This window comes from Bacteroidales bacterium, from assembly GCA_031275285.1.
Classification (GTDB): domain Bacteria; phylum Bacteroidota; class Bacteroidia; order Bacteroidales; family UBA4181; genus JAIRLS01.
The window spans coordinates 1-17202 of the sequence record JAISOY010000031.1 but is presented as its reverse complement, the minus strand read 5'-3'; the positions used below and the strand labels follow the sequence as shown (position 1 = coordinate 17202).

The window sequence follows — 17202 nt, the reverse complement described above, 5'->3', positions numbered from 1 at the left end:
CTCCCGTATTCGTCATCGACCGCGAAGGACTGCTTTCCGGAAAGTTCAACAAAGATATAGCAAATTCTTAGCTAAAAGGATTTTTTAATAAGTAGTAAAAATACCATAAATGTGCTATTTCTGAGTTAATCAGGACGAAGTATTTTTACACCATTAATTGATGTCCAATGAAAATATTATTTCATATTTGCTTTTTTCCTTACAAAACCGATAATTTCTTACCGATTATGTCGTTTCGAATGTGCTGTTTCTACAGCACATATTAACTCTGTTTCTTTTCGGTTGGCATCAGAACAACTACCGTATGGCAATGATGCCGGACATTATTTCAATAATATCAATGAATATAAATTTATCATAAAAAATTATAATATGAGCGCTTTAAGTTTCGAAACATTACAGGTTCACGCAGGACAGGAAGTTGACCCCACTACCCATGCGAGAGCCGTACCCATATACCTTACTTCATCCTACGTTTTCGAGGATGCCAAAGACGGAGCCGATCTGTTTGGCCTGAAAAAATTCGGCAACATCTATACCCGCCTGATGAACCCCACTACAGACGTTTTTGAGAAACGTATTGCTGCGCTGGAAGGCGGATTGTCAGCGCTGGCAACCTCTTCGGGACAGTCGGCACAATTCATCGCACTGAACAATATCCTTTCGGCAGGCGATAATTTCGTATCCACGTCGCATCTTTATGGCGGCACGTACAACCAGTTCAAGAACCAGTTCAAACGGCTCGGTGTCGATGTACGCTTTACTGCCGATGACGAACCGGCATCATTCGAAAAGCTGATTGACGATAGAACGAAAGCCCTGTATCTGGAAACTATAGGTAATCCCGACCTTAATATACCCGACTTCGAAGCAATAGCAGCTGTTGCCGACCGGAACGGTATTCCCCTGATTGTTGACAACACATTCGGTGCAGGAGGTTTTCTGTTCCGTCCTATCGAACATGGCGCTACGATTGTAGTCGAAAGCGCTACCAAATGGATTGGCGGGCATGGAACGGCGCTAGGCGGAGTAATTGTCGACAGTGGTAAATTTAACTGGGGCAACGGGAAATTTCCCGAATTTACTGAACCTTCGGATAGCTATCACGGACTCGTATTCTGGGATGTATTCGGAGCGGACGGATCTTTCGGGAACATCGCTTTCACTTTGCGGGCACGTGTAGAAGGACTCCGCGACTGGGGAAATACCCCCAGTCCGTTCAATTCCTTCTTGCTTTTGCAGGGGCTCGAATCACTTTCGTTACGGGTTGAGCGTCATGTTGCCAATGCTCAGGCTGTTGCCGAATGGCTCGAGAAACATCCGCTGGTGGAATATGTCAATTATCCGGGGCTGAAAAGCAGCAGGTATCACAAATTGGCGGAAAAGTATTTTCCACGCGGTGCAGGTTCCGTACTCACCTTCAAAATAAAAGGCGAGCCTTCGAAAGCCGATGCATTTATCAACAACCTGGAATTGTTCAGTCACCTGGCCAATGTAGGTGATGCCAAATCGCTTGTCATTCATCCGGCAGCAACCACCCATGAGCAGCTTTCACCGGAAGACCAGTTGGCTGCCGGCGTTATTCCCGGACTGTTACGCCTTTCGATAGGTATCGAGAATATCAGGGACCTGATAGTGGATATTGAGCAGTCTTTACAAAAATTGTAAGAGAACGGGAAAATTGAGAATGAAGAGTAAAAAGGTCGCTTTTCATTCACCATTCTCCATTCTCAATTTTCCATTCATATATAGTATTCCGTCAAATTAATAATACCCGACTTCAATGCATACCTGACGACCTCATGAACACTGTTAACACCGAGTTTGCGGAATATGTTCCTGCGGTGGGTATTTACGGTATGAAAACTGAGGTGTTTCTCCCACGCAATTTCTTTGGTCGTTTTCCCGAGAGCTATTTCATGTAATACTGACTTTTCCGATACCGTCAGCAATTCCGGGACTTTTGCTTTCGGCACACCTCTCTTCAGTATTTCTTCGGCCCAATCGCAGATATATCTTTCCCGGCGGTTAACGCATAATAAAGCTTCCGAAATTACCTCAAGGGAATCATTCTTAGTTACAATGCTGATTGCTGGTGAGGAAAGCAGTACATAGCGCAGGAACTGTTCGCTAAGCTCATCGGAAAAAAGCAACCACGAGGAGTTGCTTGCCCCTGCTATCACGTTGAGCATCTGTTGCTCCGAATCGAAATCAAATAATGTATAATCCAGCACGACCACCGAATCGGGATACTGTCTGAGACTGTCGAGTAGGCGTTTTATCGTAGGGCTATGAACAATCAAGGTGCCTGGCGCTTCTTTGAGGATAAGCGAAACAAGTCCTTCACAGGTAATATCTTGGTTGTCTGCCAGTATATACGTTCTCATGATTTTACTAAATGACTATTCAGAAAATACCACAAATGTGTTATTTCATATCCGGTCAGCTTTGAATATTTTTGTATTTATAATTGACAAATAATTAAACATGCGTTATGGCAAATATAGCAAATAAATTGACAGATCTTGTGGGTAACACCCCGTTACTGGAACTCTCTTCTTTTGCGGAAGCACATGCTGCCCAGGCTCACCTCATAGCCAAGCTGGAGTATTTTAATCCGCTCGGCAGTGTCAAAGACCGTATTGCATTAGCCATGGTCGAAGACGCCGAATACCACGGAATACTGAAGCCAGGCACGGTAATCATAGAACCTACCAGCGGAAATACAGGCATTGGACTCGCTTTTATAGCAGCGGTGAAAAAATACCGGCTGATCCTCACCATGCCTGAGACCATGAGTATCGAGCGACGTAACCTTCTTAAGGCATTGGGAGCAGAACTGGTCTTAACTCCGGGGAATGAGGGAATGAAAGGTGCCATTGACAAAGCCGAAAAGCTGACAAAGGAAATTTCCGGTGCCGTTATATTGCAACAGTTCGAAAATCCGGCCAATCCTGCAGTACACGTTCGTACCACTGCTGAAGAAATATGGCGCGATACTGGCGGAAAGGTAGATATTTTTATTGCTGGTGTCGGAACGGGAGGAACTGTCAGCGGAGTTGGCAAACGACTTAAAGAATTAAACCCCGAGGTCCAGATTATTGCTGTAGAGCCGGCTGACTCTCCCGTACTTTCCGGCGGAACCTCCGGACCACACAAGATACAGGGAATCGGTGCAGGATTTGTTCCTAAAGTCTATGATGCCACTGTCGTTGACCGGATTATTCCTGTTGCAAATGACGATGCTATAAGGACAAGCCGCGAACTGGCTAAATCTGAAGGATTACTGGTCGGTATTTCTTCCGGGGCAGCAGTATATGCCGCTTCTCAACTTGCTGCTTTACCCGGAAATAAAAATAAGAACATCATTATAGTCCTTCCTGATACAGGGGAAAGGTATTTATCCACGTTATTGTATGCTTTCGAAGAGTATCCGTTGTAGGAGAAGAATAGAATGAGGATATAATACAATATTCTCAAGGATATGTCCTTTTTCTGCTGTCTTTTCTCTGCCAATCAATACATTCAGTAAACCCAAATCCGCAGATAATATTTTGTACCGGATTGATAAAATCAAAAAGCCCTCCAGATGTCTGAAGGGCTTTATTTTCCTGCTTTCCTTTTGTAGCGAGAGGCGGGCTTGAACCGCCGACCTCATGATTATGAATCATGCGCTCTAACCAGCTGAGCTACCTCGCCATTGGTATTTTGAGGCTGCAAAGATAGAACTTTTTTTACTTCGTACAATAGTAAAAAATATTTTACTCCCTACAAATCGCTCAGAGCTATGATTCATAAATCAAAATCATTGATTTATATCTGTTTGTGTATGATGTTTAATCCGCTTTTCCTAAGGTAAATATAACACCTCCTCTTGCCCATATTCCCGGAAGGGTAATATTTCCAATATCCTGATGTTTTTTATCAGTAAGATTTGAAGCCTCGATGAAGATATTGAAATGTGGCGTTTTCCGGTATATACGAGCGTCGATCTGCCAGAAAGCTTCATACGGAGTTTCAACCTCCGAACCGTCTTCTATATTGTATTTGAAGTAACTGCCGTTACGATCCTGCCATCCTATTTTCCAACTGACACATATCTTTTCTATGATCCGGTGTGTAATACTGATATTGAACTTATGTTTCAGGTAATCCAATACATAAAACGAGGTATATTCATCCGCAGATTTATTACTGCTCATAAAATTATAGTAAGTGGATACCGATTGTAACCAGAAATCTTTATGGGTAAAACGCCGGACATCCCATAGAATATTGAATGAAATTCCGTGTGTATGCAACTCGGTCAGGTTTTGGGTATGCCACGCCTGTTCGTCGGTTAACCATATCCAATCGATCGCATCAGTAGTATTGCGATAGAAATAACCAATGTTCGCAGTTAAACTATGAAGCGTCATTTTTGTTCCCAGTTCTACCTCGGTACATTGTTCAGGTTTTAAATCAGGATTTCCCATATTCATAGGACCTGTGTAATACAAGTCGGTAAAAGTGGGCAATCGCATTGCCTGGTTGACTGAAGTGTAAATTTTGAAGACATGGTTGGGATAAAAAGCCAGGTCAATGCCCGGATAAACCTTGATTTTATCCTTGATATAATTATTGTGGTTGAAAAGTAATCCGGCAGATATGCTCCATTTACCGATATACAGGTTCTGTTCGGCGAAAAGACTGAGATTGTTCCTTTGATCCGTTTTGGTATACCATTGGTCCGTCTGCCCCGGGACTTTATGTGGTGTCCCCATATCCTCACCCAGATTGGTGCTGTAAATTCTTTCGCCGCGGGAAATGATACCGATACTCGATTTTCCCACCCGGCTTACAAGGGAGAAATTAATATTGGCTCCGTATACATCTGTATAATGGAAATTTTGGTATGCTTCCGGATTTTCACGGATGAGGACATAGTGATCATAATTGCGCCGCCAGTAAGCGGAAGGTGAAATCTTTATTTTTCCGTTTGTCGCTCCTTTTAATGCAGCATAGAATGTATTCAGTGCTTCATACTGATCGGGGTACTTAGGCCCGTAAAAACCATTTGCACCAAATTCTTTTTGTGTAAAACCCAATTGCAGGTCCAATGGGATAAGTTGATTGTTCCATTGGTTTTGGGTGAATATGGAGAGGTTTTTGAAATCGGTATTGGCCATATAGCCATCGGATGCCGTTTGTGATACCGCCAGGTGGTGTGATGTTTGTTTGCTATGTAAAGCGCCGCTTACTAAAGCTTTATAAAACCCATATTGTCCACCCGTTATTCCGGCCTTCAGATAGTTGTTCTTTTGTATCCCCGTCACGAAATTTACGGCTCCTCCCAGGGCGTTATTCCCGAAAATCCGGGCGGCTGGGCCTTCAAGTATTTCTATTTTTTCAACTGATTCGATGTCAACAGGTAGGTTGAGCGTGTAGTGTCCTGTTTGTGGGTCGCTGATATTGATCCCGTTTAGTAGTACAATAGTTTGGTCGAAAGATGATCCGCGTATGGATATATCTGCTTGTGTTCCGTAGGTGCCTCGTTGTCTCAGGTCGACATTCGGTGCAAATTCCAGAATGTCTGTAAGGCTTTGTACGGGCGCTTGCTCAATATCTGTACGGGATATTTGCGTAATGGTGCGTCCTGTCTGGGCAAACACATCCGGTAAAGCTTCAGCATTTACTTCCACTTCATCCAGGCTGAAGGCTTTTACTTCCGTACTATCTGTTTGCGCCGGCACTTGTGCCGAGATGTTGGATAAGGAATAGGTGACACACAACACTCCTATTTTTACACATTTGTGTAAACTTTTAAATGCAGCGAAGGACTTATTGTCCCAATGCCTGAAGCAAAGAATCGCTTTCTTCTTTTTTGAAAATTTCATATGAAATAGATTTAGTTAAAAAATTAAGTGAATAAATAAAAAAATATTTTCGGGAACATCAGATAAGTTTTTTGTTTTTGGATGGCAAAGATAGACATTTCACAGGAAGTGAATAAACAGGAATTTTGAAATTGTTTTAATGTTTGCTATAGATGTAGCATGGCTTTTGTTATTAAATCTCGTATAAAAAAGAGCGGGGTAAATCCGGGGTTGTGTTGATGTCAAAAGGCCCGTAATCGTATATTGATGGAATACAGAAAATTATATCAATCTATTTTATCCTGTAGTTCTCAAATGGATTTATAAAGTATTCCCTGATTCTTATAGGAAATATTCAATTATTTCCTGTAAATTTGTGCAAAAATTTGCTCGGTATCATTGTTTAACAGATACAATAGATAATTTATAAATATTTTATGGAATACAATACCTCTCAGAAAAAATTGATTTTACCTGAATATGGCCGTCATGTACATTTGATGGTACAATATGCAGTTCAGATAAAAGACCGGGATGAACGGAATATGGCTGCACGGGCCATCATTGGTGTGATGGGAAATTTACAGCCACATTTACGTGATACTCCTGATTTTAAGCATAAGCTTTGGGATCATCTTTTTATCATATCCGGGTTTAAGCTGGATATTGATGCGCCTTACCCGATACCATCAGCCGAAGAATTGGAAGAAAGGCCGGACACAGTACCTTATCCGCAGGCTCATATTCGTCAAAAGCATTATGGAAAGATCCTGGTTGATATGATTCGGGAAGCTGCCAAGATAGAAGAACCCGAATTGCAGCATTCGCTGGTCCAGTTATTGGCCAACCAGATGAAAAAGACCTATGTCGCATGGAACAGAAGCGAGGTCGCCAATGAACAAATCCTGCAGGATATATGGGATATTTCCGACGGTAAAATAAAAATGGAGCCCGAATCCATTCATTTTTTTGAGCCGATGGCGGCAGAGTCCTCTTTCCAGAACGCAAAAACGAAAAAAAAGAAGGGTGTCGGCCGTAAATGATCTGATAACCCTTGATTGATTTTATTTTATAATGGAATGACGCTTCGATATTAAATAGAAACAACATGGCAACATTTAAAATAGAAGGCGGACATCCTCTTCGCGGAGATTTATCTCCTCAAGGTGCAAAAAATGAGGCTTTACAGGTGATCTGTGCCTGCCTGCTGACTGAAGAAAAGGTGATCATCCGTAATATACCAAGGATCAGTGATGTGAACGTCCTGATGGAATTATTGGTAGATTTGGGTGTATCTGTGAAACAAATCGGGCCAAATGATTTTGAATTCTGTGCCAGGGAGGTGAACGTCGATATATTGAACGATCCGGAAATACAAAAGAAAGCAGCGTCTTTGAGGGGATCGATATTGATCATTGGTCCTATGCTCGCCCGTTTCGGAAAAGGGATCATCGCCCGCCCCGGTGGCGATAAGATAGGGCGAAGACGATTGGATACCCATTTTTTTGGATTTGAGAAACTGGGCGCCAGTTTTACCTATGATTCCAAGAAAGGATGTTTTCATGTATCAGGAAAATCATTGAAAGGCAATTATATGCTGCTGGATGAAGCTTCTGTCACGGGTACGGGGAATATATTGATGGCTGCCGTGATGGCAAGGGGGATCACAACAATATACAATGCAGCATGTGAACCGTATATTCAGCAACTCTGCCGGATGTTATTGAGTATGGGTGCGAAAATAAGCGGGATCGGTTCCAATCTGTTGACCATTGAAGGGGTGGAGCGGTTAGGCGGTTGCGAACATATGTTGCTTCCTGATATGATTGAAGTGGGAAGTTTTATCGGACTGGCTGCCATGACCGGTTCCGAAATTACCATTAAAAATGTGGCCTATGATCAATTGGGAATTATTCCAGATTCATTTGAACGCCTTGGTATTCAGATGGAGCGACGTGGTGATGATATTTATATACCCCGCCATAAGGAATATGCCATAGAAACGTTCATCGACGGTTCCATCATGACGATCGCCGATGCCATATGGCCCGGACTGACCCCTGATTTATTGAGTGTTTTTCTGGTTGTCGCTGTACAGGCTTCGGGAAGTGTACTCATACACCAGAAAATGTTTGAAAGCCGTTTGTTCTTTGTCGATAAGCTGATTGATATGGGGGCAAGGATCATCCTTTGTGATCCGCACCGAGCGACAGTGATCGGTCTGGGAAACAAACAGCGGCTGAAAGGAACGGTGATGACCTCTCCTGATATCCGGGCAGGTGTAGCATTATTGATCGCTGCATTAAGCGCCGAAGGAACCAGTATTATTCATAATATAGAACAGATCGACCGCGGGTACGAAAGTATTGACGTGCGTCTGAACAATATCGGGGCAAAAATTTCCAGAATAGAAGATTAATAATGATATGAAAAATCGAAAACACAGATTCATTTTTTTTGGGATCATTTCTTTATTCCTTGTTTTTCCGGTCTGGTCACAACCAAGAACATTATTCAGGGATGTAAATAAGGAGACTTTAGTATATGCGGTAAAGGATGGGAAAGAGTTGTTTCTGGATAAATACCAGCCTAAAAAGACTTCGCCCAAAATGCCGTGTGTGGTGTTTATGTTTGGCGGTAGCTTCCGGTCGGGAATGAGGAACAATCATCAATATTTTGATTATTTCGATGATTTATCTGCAAAAGGATATACGGTTGTTTCGATAGATTACCGTTTGGGACTAAAGAGTGCAAGTCCCAGGGATGCCCAGGAGGCGCTTATGGCATTAAAAAATGCTATAGATATGGCAGTGGATGACCTGTATGATGCTACCAATTATATATTGAAACATGCGATGAAATGGCAGGTTGATCCTGAAAAAATCATTATCAGCGGATCAAGTGCGGGAGCTATTGCCGTTTTACAGTCCGAATATGAGAGATGCAATGAAACAACACTTGCATCCAAGCTGCCTGCGCATTTTCAATATGCAGGAGTGATCGGATTTGCAGGAGCCGTTTTGTCTTTTGACACATTACAGTATAAAAACAAGCCGGCACCGGTACTCTTATTTCATGGAGATTGCGATGATACGGTGCCTTTTTCCAAAATATCAATGGAAACAGTCGGTTTTTCCGGTTCAGGAGAGATCTCCTCCCTGATGTATGAAGCAGGTCTTCCGTACTGTTTGTATCAGTATGTCGGATCAAAACATGAAATAGCTACTTCCCCGATGAAAAATAATCTTCCTGAGATACAACGTTTTTTGGAGTTGCTGGTAAAAGAGAAACAGCCATTGATGTTGAATGTCCGGATTCAGGAGTCCGATAAAGAATCAACTTGTCCCAACCTGACCATAGAAGATTTTATCCGGTCCAATTTTGCACATCCATAATTCAAATTCATAGTTATGAAAACAAGATCATTATTTCAAGTATTCATTTGTATTCTCCTCGGATGGGGAATGATTTCATGTAACCTGGAAAAGAAAACCTTACCTGAAGCCAGAGGAAAACAAGGAGAGGTCGTTGTTGTGATCAACAGGGATCTTTGGACAGGCGCCACGGGTGATTCCATCCGTCGTTACCTTGCATATCATGTTGTGGGACTGCCTTACGGAGAGCCTATGTTTTCATTATTACAGCAGGATGCATTGTCAGGATTCACCCAACAAGTGCGTAATATACTGATGATTACCATCGATCCAGGCTATGAATCGGGAATGCTGATTCCTAAAACGAACGCATATGCCAGGAATCAGTTGGTGCTTAATGTCGGTGCTCCGTCAGCAGATTCAGTGGTGGCCTGTATCGATAGGTATAAAGATGTGATTGTTGCTAAATTCCTTGAAAACGACAGGAATAGCTACATCGATTATTACAGTAGGGTAGTGGATAACAAATTTACAGAGAAAGTTCAGGAAAAATTCCAGGTAGATATCACCATCCCGAAAGAATATTCGCTGGATGTGGACAAAGATGATTTTTTATGCTTCGCACGTGAAGAAAGGGATATGAGCATGGGGATATTGTTATGGAAAGAACCATATGTTTCCAAAGAGCAGCTGGATACCGAACAACTGATCATGAAAATGAATTCGATGACTAAAAAATATATTACCGGAGATCCTCCCGGTTCATATATGGCGGATGAGCCGATGGTTTCCCCGGTAGTGAAAAGATACATGAAAAAAGAGGTGTATTGTGTCCAGTTGAATGGCTTGTGGCAGATGGAAAATGGTTTTATGGGAGGGCCTTATGTCAATGTAAGTATTGTCGATGAAAAACGCGGGCAGATCGTAACCGGAATGGGGTATGTATTTTTTCCGCGTAAAGAAAAACGGGATTATGTCCGTCAGTTGGAAGCAATTCTGTATACGATGGTTCCTTCTGTTAACTAATTCTCAAGATCAGTTCTGTCAGGCATAATTATAAATAAAGAATAATTTTGAACTTTTTATAGTGTGTTTTCGTATTAATTAATGGATTCTTTAAAGAAATATACCTATTAAATCTTGTTTTCAATGTTACCAAAACTGAAATCTCATTTATTTACAGTACTTGCCGGATTACTGATTCTTTCCGGTTTTTCGGGATGTAAACCTAAGTCACAGGCGGATACTGAGGAGCATCCTTTGGTAGTGGCCTATACTTCCGGGGTCATCTCCATTCTTACTCCGATTCGCGTCGTATTGACCGACGATGCTATGGAAACTCCACCTCAGATTGGTGAAGAACTGGGAAAAGATATCCTTGGTTTCTCTCCGGCTGTTTCGGGGAAAACGTATTGGATCAATGAAAACACGATGGAATTTGTTCCTGATGAAGCTTTTGCACCCGGACAGGAATACAAAGTTAAGCTTAACCTTGCCAAAGTAACAGATGTGGGGAGTATGCCCAAAACATTCTCCTTTATGATCAATACCATTATCCCGACTTTTTATTACCAGCTGGATGGATTGTCGTTATACAGCAGGAGAGTGCCTAACCTGTACTATCTCACAGGTAGCGTAACCGCATCGGACTATATCCCTGTTGAAAAAATAAAGAATTTATTAAAGATAGAATCGGAAAAGGGAAAATGGGATGTTAAGTGGGAACATGATTTCACACAGAACAAGCATTTCTTCCGGATAGATAGTATCAAATCAGCTGCCAGTAAATACAACATTAAGTTTATCTGGAACGGACGGGGAATCGGTTATGATTTTAATTATGAAGAGACCATTGAAGTACCCGCTGAAGATGAATTCGGTTTGATGGAGATACAGGTGATCCATTCTCCGGAACAATATATACAATGTACCTTTTCAGAAGCTATTGACGAAAAACAAAAACTGGATAATTATTTCTCATTGTCCAACCAGGCTAATCTTCGTTTTACGGTTGATCTGAATATTGTGAAGATATATCCGGTGGCGCGTGAAACGGGAACCCGTACCCTGACTATTGAAAAAGGATTAAAGACAATTTCAGGAAAAAAACTGGATGAAACCATTGAACGGGAATTGGTGTTTGAACAATTAAAGCCGTCCGTCAAATTTGTCGGTAAAGGAGTGATCCTTCCGAATTCCAGTGGCCTTCACGTGACATTTCAGGCAGTGAATTACCAATCGGTAGATGTTGAAGTATACCGGATTTATGAAAACAACATCTTACAGTTTTTACAGATCAACAAGCTGGATGAGTCTGACGAAATGTACCGTGTAGGAAAAAGTATTATCAGTAAACGGATTAACCTGGCTGAGAAGAAAGCAGTGAACTTAGCTGCATGGAACACCTTTTCCCTGGATCTTTCCGAATTGATAGCACCTGAATCCGGTGCCATTTATAGAATAAGGCTGACCGGATACAATAAATTGGTCGATACTGATAGTGATGATGATTATTATGAAGATTATTACGAATCTTACCGTAACAGGCATCGTAACGTATTGGCTACAGATATAGGGCTAACGGCAAAAATGGGGGATAGGAACGATGTTTATGTAATTGCATCCAACCTGATCACCACAGATCCGATGCCGGGAGTACAGATCAAGGCATATAATTCCGTCAACCAGTTGGTAGGGGAGTCTGTGACAGACAAAGACGGGGTGACCATGGTAACATGTTCTGAATCGCCATCCGTGCTGGTGGCCCAACAAGGAAAACAGAAATCATACCTGAAAACGGATTACAATGCCCTATCGTTAAGCAATTTTGATGTGTCCGGCGTATCTGTCCAGAGTGGCCTGAAAGGCTTTATATATGGAGAACGTGGCGTTTGGCGTCCGGGCGATACTATTTTCCTCGCATTTATGTTGGAGGACAAAGGCAAAGTGCTTCCTGAAAATCATCCGGTAAATTTTGAGTTACGTGATCCGAACAACCAGGTAGCCAATAAACAGGTAAAAACATCAGGAACCAATGGGCTGTACAGGTTTACCATACCTACCAGTAGCGATGGCCTTACCGGCGTGTGGGAAGCACGTATTGAAGTGGGTGGGCAGTCTTTCAGGAAGAGCTTGAAAATAGAAACAGTAAAACCCAACAGGTTAAAAATAGATCTGAAATTAGATCATACTCCTATTCTGAGTGAAGAAGGATTTTCCGGGAAGATGTCAGTCCACTGGTTACACGGAGCTGTTGCCCGTAATCTGAATGTGCGCGTCAATGCCCGTCTTAGCAAGGCAAGTACTTCATTTAAAGACTATGCCGGCTATGTTTTTGAAGATCCATCCAAGGAATTTTATGCAGAAGAAAAAACCATTCTGGAAAAAAGGCTGGATTCAAATGGTGAACTTACATTCAACCAGGACATAGATGTTTCGGAAAGTCCGGGTATGCTCCGTATGTTCATTTCTACACGTGCTTTTGAGGAAGGTGGTGATTTCAGTACTGATGAATTTGTAACGACCTACTCACCCTATGCTTCTTACATCGGAATAAAAGCTCCCAAAGGTGACGGTTATTATAACCGTTTGGAGATCGGAGAGGAACAGGTATTTGATGTAGCTACAGTCGGTGAAAACGGAACTCCGGTAAACCGCCGCAATATCAATGTCGAGATTTATAAGGTAGGATGGAGCTGGTGGTGGTACAGTATGCGCGGACGTGCCAACTATTCTTCCAGCAGTTATTCCACACCGGTCTATTCAGCCACGATCAATACCCAGAATGGGAAAGGCCAGTTCAAGCACACTTGGACGGACAACGGTTATTATGTAGTCAAAATGACCGATCCCGAGAGTGGTCATATATCCGCAGTTCCGGTATATGCCAGTTACAGGTACTGGTATGGTGGCGGAGAAGAAGGCGATGGCGGAGCCACGATGCTGCAATTAACGACAGGAAAACCTTCATATAATGTGGGCGAAGACGCATTGATCACTTTCCCTGCTTCGGAAGGAGCCAGGGCCTTGGTATCTGTGGAGTCCGGAACCCAGGTGAAACGTACTTTCTGGGTCGATTGTAAAGATGCGGAAGGACGTGTTTCCATCCCAACCACTGCAGATATGGTGCCGAATGTATTTGTCCATATATCGTTGATACAGAAACATGCCAATACCACAAACGATGCACCGATACGTCTGTATGGCGTCGTTCCGTTGATGGTGGAAGATCCTGAAACGCGGCTTTATCCTGTAATCAATATGCCGGATGTACTAAAGCCGGAAGAAGCGTTCAATGTGAAGGTAAGTGAGAAAAATGGTCAGTTGATGAGCTATACGTTAGCCATTGTAGATGACGGATTGCTCGACCTTACCCGTTTTAGGACGCCTGATCCGTGGAGCACCTTCTACCAGCGCGAAGCACTGGGGATACGTACATGGGATATTTATGATTATGTGATCGGCGCTTATGGCGGTAAAATCGAACAATTATTCGCCATTGGAGGTGGTGATGAAGGGGCATCGGAAGAGTCATCTTCAAAGGCACAACGATTCAAACCGGTAGTGAGATACCTGGGGCCTTTCACTGTTGAGAAAGGAAAGACCAATGATCATAAGATCACGCTTCCACCTTATATCGGTTCGGTCCGTACCATGATCGTAGCAACTAACGGACGTGGATTCGGTGCGGCAGATAAAACAACTCCTGTACGTAAACCGTTGATGACACTGGCTACTTTGCCGCGGGTAGTAGGGCCAAGTGAAGAGGTATGGGTTCCGGTAACCGTATTTGCTATGGAGGACCGGATCAAGCAGGTAAACGTTGAGATACAGGCCAGTGATATCTTTACCATAGATGGAGATAAAAAACAAAGTGTTTCTTTTGACGGGCAGGGAGATCAGACTGTTTATTTCAAAATGAAGGTAAAAGACTATACAGGCATAGGGAAAGTAACGGCCCTTGTCAGTAGCGGAAGTGAAAAAGCAGAGCATACGATTGAAATTGACATACGTAATCCGAATCCGACAGTATATACCTATGCGGAATCATTGGTTGAAGCAGGCAAAAGCTGGGACGGCGAATATACATTACCCGGAATGAAGGGCACCAATACCGCTGCCATTGAAGCATCTTATATCCCTCCGATTAACCTGGGGAGAAGGTTGCATTACCTGATGAATTATCCGCACGGATGTATTGAGCAGACCACATCCGCCGTATTCCCACAATTGTTTCTTGAAAATGTGATGGATCTGAATGCCAGTACCAAACGGAACATCGAGACCAATATCAAAGCCGCACTGAATCGTTTTCGTTTGTTCATTACGCTGCAGGGAGGATTCGGATATTGGCCGGGTAATTATACACCTAATAGCTGGGGATCAAGCTATGGCGGACATTTTATGCTTGAAGCGGAAAGCAAAGGATATGCATTACCTACCGGAATGAAGCAGGCATGGTTGCGTTACCAGACCAACCGGGCAAGTAACTGGCGCAGCAACGAAGGTGGAGACCTGGATCAGGCATATCGTTTGTATACGCTGGCGTTGGCCAAGCAGCCCGATTTGAGTGCTATGAACAGGCTCAAAGAATATGAGAAACTCTCGACACAGGCCAAATGGCGTCTGGCTGCTGCTTATGCATTGGCCGGGAAACCGGAAGTGGCAAAATCGCTTACGGCAAATGTGGCGATGGAGACGGAGGCATACAAAACAAGATTTAATGAAAATTTCGGTACTTCCGAACGTGATCAGGCCATGATACTGGAGACCCTCACATTACTGGAGGAGCGGACCAAAGCATTCCAGCTGGTGAAAAGATTGTCGGATGCACTGAATGAAAATAAATGGATGAGCACCCAGACCACAGCATACAGTTTGTTGGCCGTATCCAAATATGCTGCCGGAGAGAAAGGCAATAAAGAGATCAATATTGAATATACCGATGCCGGGAAGACTCAGAAGGGTAAGAGTAATATGCCTGTATGGCAGGCTGACCTGAATGTGGAAGGAAAAACAGGCTCGGATAAGGTAAAATTCAAAAATAACAGTGAGGTGCCTTTGTATGTCCGTATTTCCGCATCAGGAATTCCTGCGCCGGGAGAAGAAAAAGCGGCTTCGCACGGATTGGAGATATCTGTCCGTTTTGTTGACGAGAATGGCAGTAATATCAGCATAAACCAATTGTCGCAGGGTACGGATTTCAAAGCGCTGGTAACAGTGACCAATCCCGGAAATAACGGATACTATACCAATCTGATCTTAAGCCAGATCTTCCCTTCCGGATGGGAAATCGTCAATACCCGTTTGAATGACGGCCAGGTAAGTTCCGGTTCTTCTTCCTACGATTATATTGATATACGTGATGACCGTGTATACACTTATTTCAGTTTGAGTCCCGGAACCAAGAAAACATTTGAATTGCAGTTGTCGGCAGCTTATCGTGGACATTTCTACCTTCCCGCATTCTCATGCGAAGCTATGTATGATGCATCTATATCAGCCAACACTGAAGGAAAATGGATAGAAGTAGTTCAATAGAATAGACTAAAATAATTGAAAAACAGGAATATATTGCGGTATATTCCTGTTTTTTATTATGCAGGTTACATGAACCTGTAAAAGGAAAGGACGGTCATATCCCATTATCCCGGCATATATTTTCCAGGCATCTGATCCATTGGGGATGATGGTTCAGGCTTTCCACCAGCCTTAGTTCTTTTCCTCCGTTTCGAATGAATAGTTCCTGGTATTCCACACCCAGCTAGCGCGCGTTTGTAACGCGTGCCACTTCTGGCAGGATGGTAATCATGCGGAAGAAATAAACACACTGGAATTTTTACAGGTAAAACTGGATTACACCCATCGCAACCCTGTAGAAGAAATGATTGTCCCTTATCCTGAGGATTATTAATTCAGTTTGGCAAGAAACTATGCTGAACTAGAGTATTTATTGGTGTTTGTCCGGTTTCTGGTAAATGGAAAACAACATGATATAAAATGGATTTGATAATGCGGCTATTGCACGCGTTACAAACGCGCGCCAGCAAAGAGCTTCCACTATCGTGTAAAAGCGGGTAACGGATAAATAATTATAGATTGGATTAAAAGTCAATTTGCCTGGAATCCGGATGTGGTAAAAGGAAATGAACAGAGTAAATTCAAAGTCTTTTATTTATCTATGATCAGATCCCATTATCCCGGCATATATTTTCCAGGCATCTGATCCATTGAGGATGATGGTTCAGGCTTTCCACCAGCCTTAGTTCTTTTCCTCCGTTTCGAATGAATAGTTCCTGGTATTCCACACCCAGTTCCAGAGCCGTTTCCAGACAATCGGAGACAAAAGATGGAGCAACAAGCAAGATCTTTTTATTACCCGAACGAGCGATATCTATGATCCGTTCTTTGGCAAAAGGACCTTGCCATTGGTCACTCATCCTTGATTGAAATACTGTTTCGTAATGCCCGTCTTCCAAAGATAACCGACGGGCAATAAGGCGGGTGGTCTCATGGCAGGCTGTGGTATAACAATATTCCGTATTTTCCACGGCCCGGATGTGCTTCAGGGGAAGACTGTGGTAACAGAAAAGAATATGATCGTACCCTTCAGGGTGATAGGATAGGATGCGGTCGGCAAACGCTTCGATGAACAGATGGTTGCGGTAAAAAGAAGTAATGTGTCCAGCTTGTAATCCGGGCTTATTCTGTTGGATGTATTTTCTCGTTTTTTCCAGGACCACCTCTGTGGAAGATGATGCATAATGGGGGAACAACGGTAATATGAATATACTGGAAAAATGCCTGTCGCAAATTTCTTTTACTGTGTTTTTTATAGATGGGTTTCCATATGCAGTTGCAAAAAAAACGGTTGCTCTTCCTTCCAGAAGTTCCTGTAGTTGTTGCCGGTTATATTCACCGAATTTGATCAGAGGGAATGTTCCCCCGTACATGGTACATAATTTTATGTAGCG

The 17202-nt window shown here is 42.9% G+C and carries 10 protein-coding genes and 1 tRNA gene; 7 read left to right on the top strand and 4 right to left on the bottom strand.

What is annotated here, in order from left to right; all coding sequences use genetic code 11:
* Positions 1 to 372: 372 nt before the first annotated feature.
* Positions 373 to 1668, top strand: a complete 1296-nt coding sequence (locus tag LBQ60_02745) for an O-acetylhomoserine aminocarboxypropyltransferase/cysteine synthase (protein MDR2036821.1) — start codon at positions 373 to 375, stop codon at positions 1666 to 1668.
* Between the two features lie 74 nt (positions 1669 to 1742).
* On the opposite strand, the gene LBQ60_02740 is transcribed toward LBQ60_02745, so the two are convergent.
* Positions 1743 to 2387, bottom strand: coding sequence for a response regulator transcription factor (locus LBQ60_02740; protein ID MDR2036820.1), 645 nt, complete (start codon positions 2385 to 2387; stop codon positions 1743 to 1745).
* Positions 2388 to 2494: 107 nt separating this feature from the next.
* Between LBQ60_02740 and cysK the strand changes: the two genes are divergently transcribed.
* Entirely contained in the window at positions 2495 to 3442 is a 948-nt protein-coding gene (gene cysK, locus LBQ60_02735) for a cysteine synthase A (GenBank protein ID MDR2036819.1), read from the top strand.
* Between the two features lie 183 nt (positions 3443 to 3625).
* Here the strand turns inward: cysK and LBQ60_02730 are convergent.
* Both LBQ60_02730 and LBQ60_02725 read right to left on the bottom strand, forming a co-directional pair.
* A tRNA-Met gene (locus tag LBQ60_02730) sits at positions 3626 to 3699 on the bottom strand.
* 137 nt (positions 3700 to 3836) lie between these two features.
* Positions 3837 to 5876, bottom strand: coding sequence for a TonB-dependent receptor (locus tag LBQ60_02725; GenBank protein MDR2036818.1), 2040 nt, complete (start codon positions 5874 to 5876; stop codon positions 3837 to 3839).
* Between the two features lie 416 nt (positions 5877 to 6292).
* On the opposite strand from LBQ60_02725, the gene LBQ60_02720 reads away from it, so the two are divergent.
* The 5 genes from LBQ60_02720 to LBQ60_02700 all read left to right on the top strand — a co-directional run bounded on the left by LBQ60_02720 (position 6293) and on the right by LBQ60_02700 (position 15769).
* On the top strand, positions 6293 to 6898 hold the full coding sequence (locus LBQ60_02720) for a DUF4290 domain-containing protein (protein ID MDR2036817.1): 606 nt from the start codon (positions 6293 to 6295) through the stop codon (positions 6896 to 6898).
* 65 nt (positions 6899 to 6963) lie between these two features.
* Positions 6964 to 8274, top strand: a complete 1311-nt coding sequence (gene murA / locus LBQ60_02715; GenBank protein MDR2036816.1) for a UDP-N-acetylglucosamine 1-carboxyvinyltransferase — start codon at positions 6964 to 6966, stop codon at positions 8272 to 8274.
* 7 nt (positions 8275 to 8281) lie between these two features.
* Entirely contained in the window at positions 8282 to 9250 is a 969-nt protein-coding gene (locus LBQ60_02710) for an alpha/beta hydrolase fold domain-containing protein (GenBank protein MDR2036815.1), read from the top strand.
* A 15-nt stretch (positions 9251 to 9265) separates the two neighbouring features.
* Positions 9266 to 10255, top strand: coding sequence for a DUF4837 family protein (locus LBQ60_02705; GenBank protein ID MDR2036814.1), 990 nt, complete (start codon positions 9266 to 9268; stop codon positions 10253 to 10255).
* Between the two features lie 123 nt (positions 10256 to 10378).
* Positions 10379 to 15769: a hypothetical protein gene (locus LBQ60_02700; protein ID MDR2036813.1), complete on the top strand. Its 5391-nt coding sequence runs from the start codon at positions 10379 to 10381 to the stop codon at positions 15767 to 15769.
* Between the two features lie 644 nt (positions 15770 to 16413).
* Here LBQ60_02700 and hemH read toward each other — a convergent pair.
* Positions 16414 to 17202, bottom strand: a 789-nt coding sequence (hemH, locus tag LBQ60_02695) for a ferrochelatase (protein ID MDR2036812.1), incomplete at its 5' end; no start/stop codon positions are given.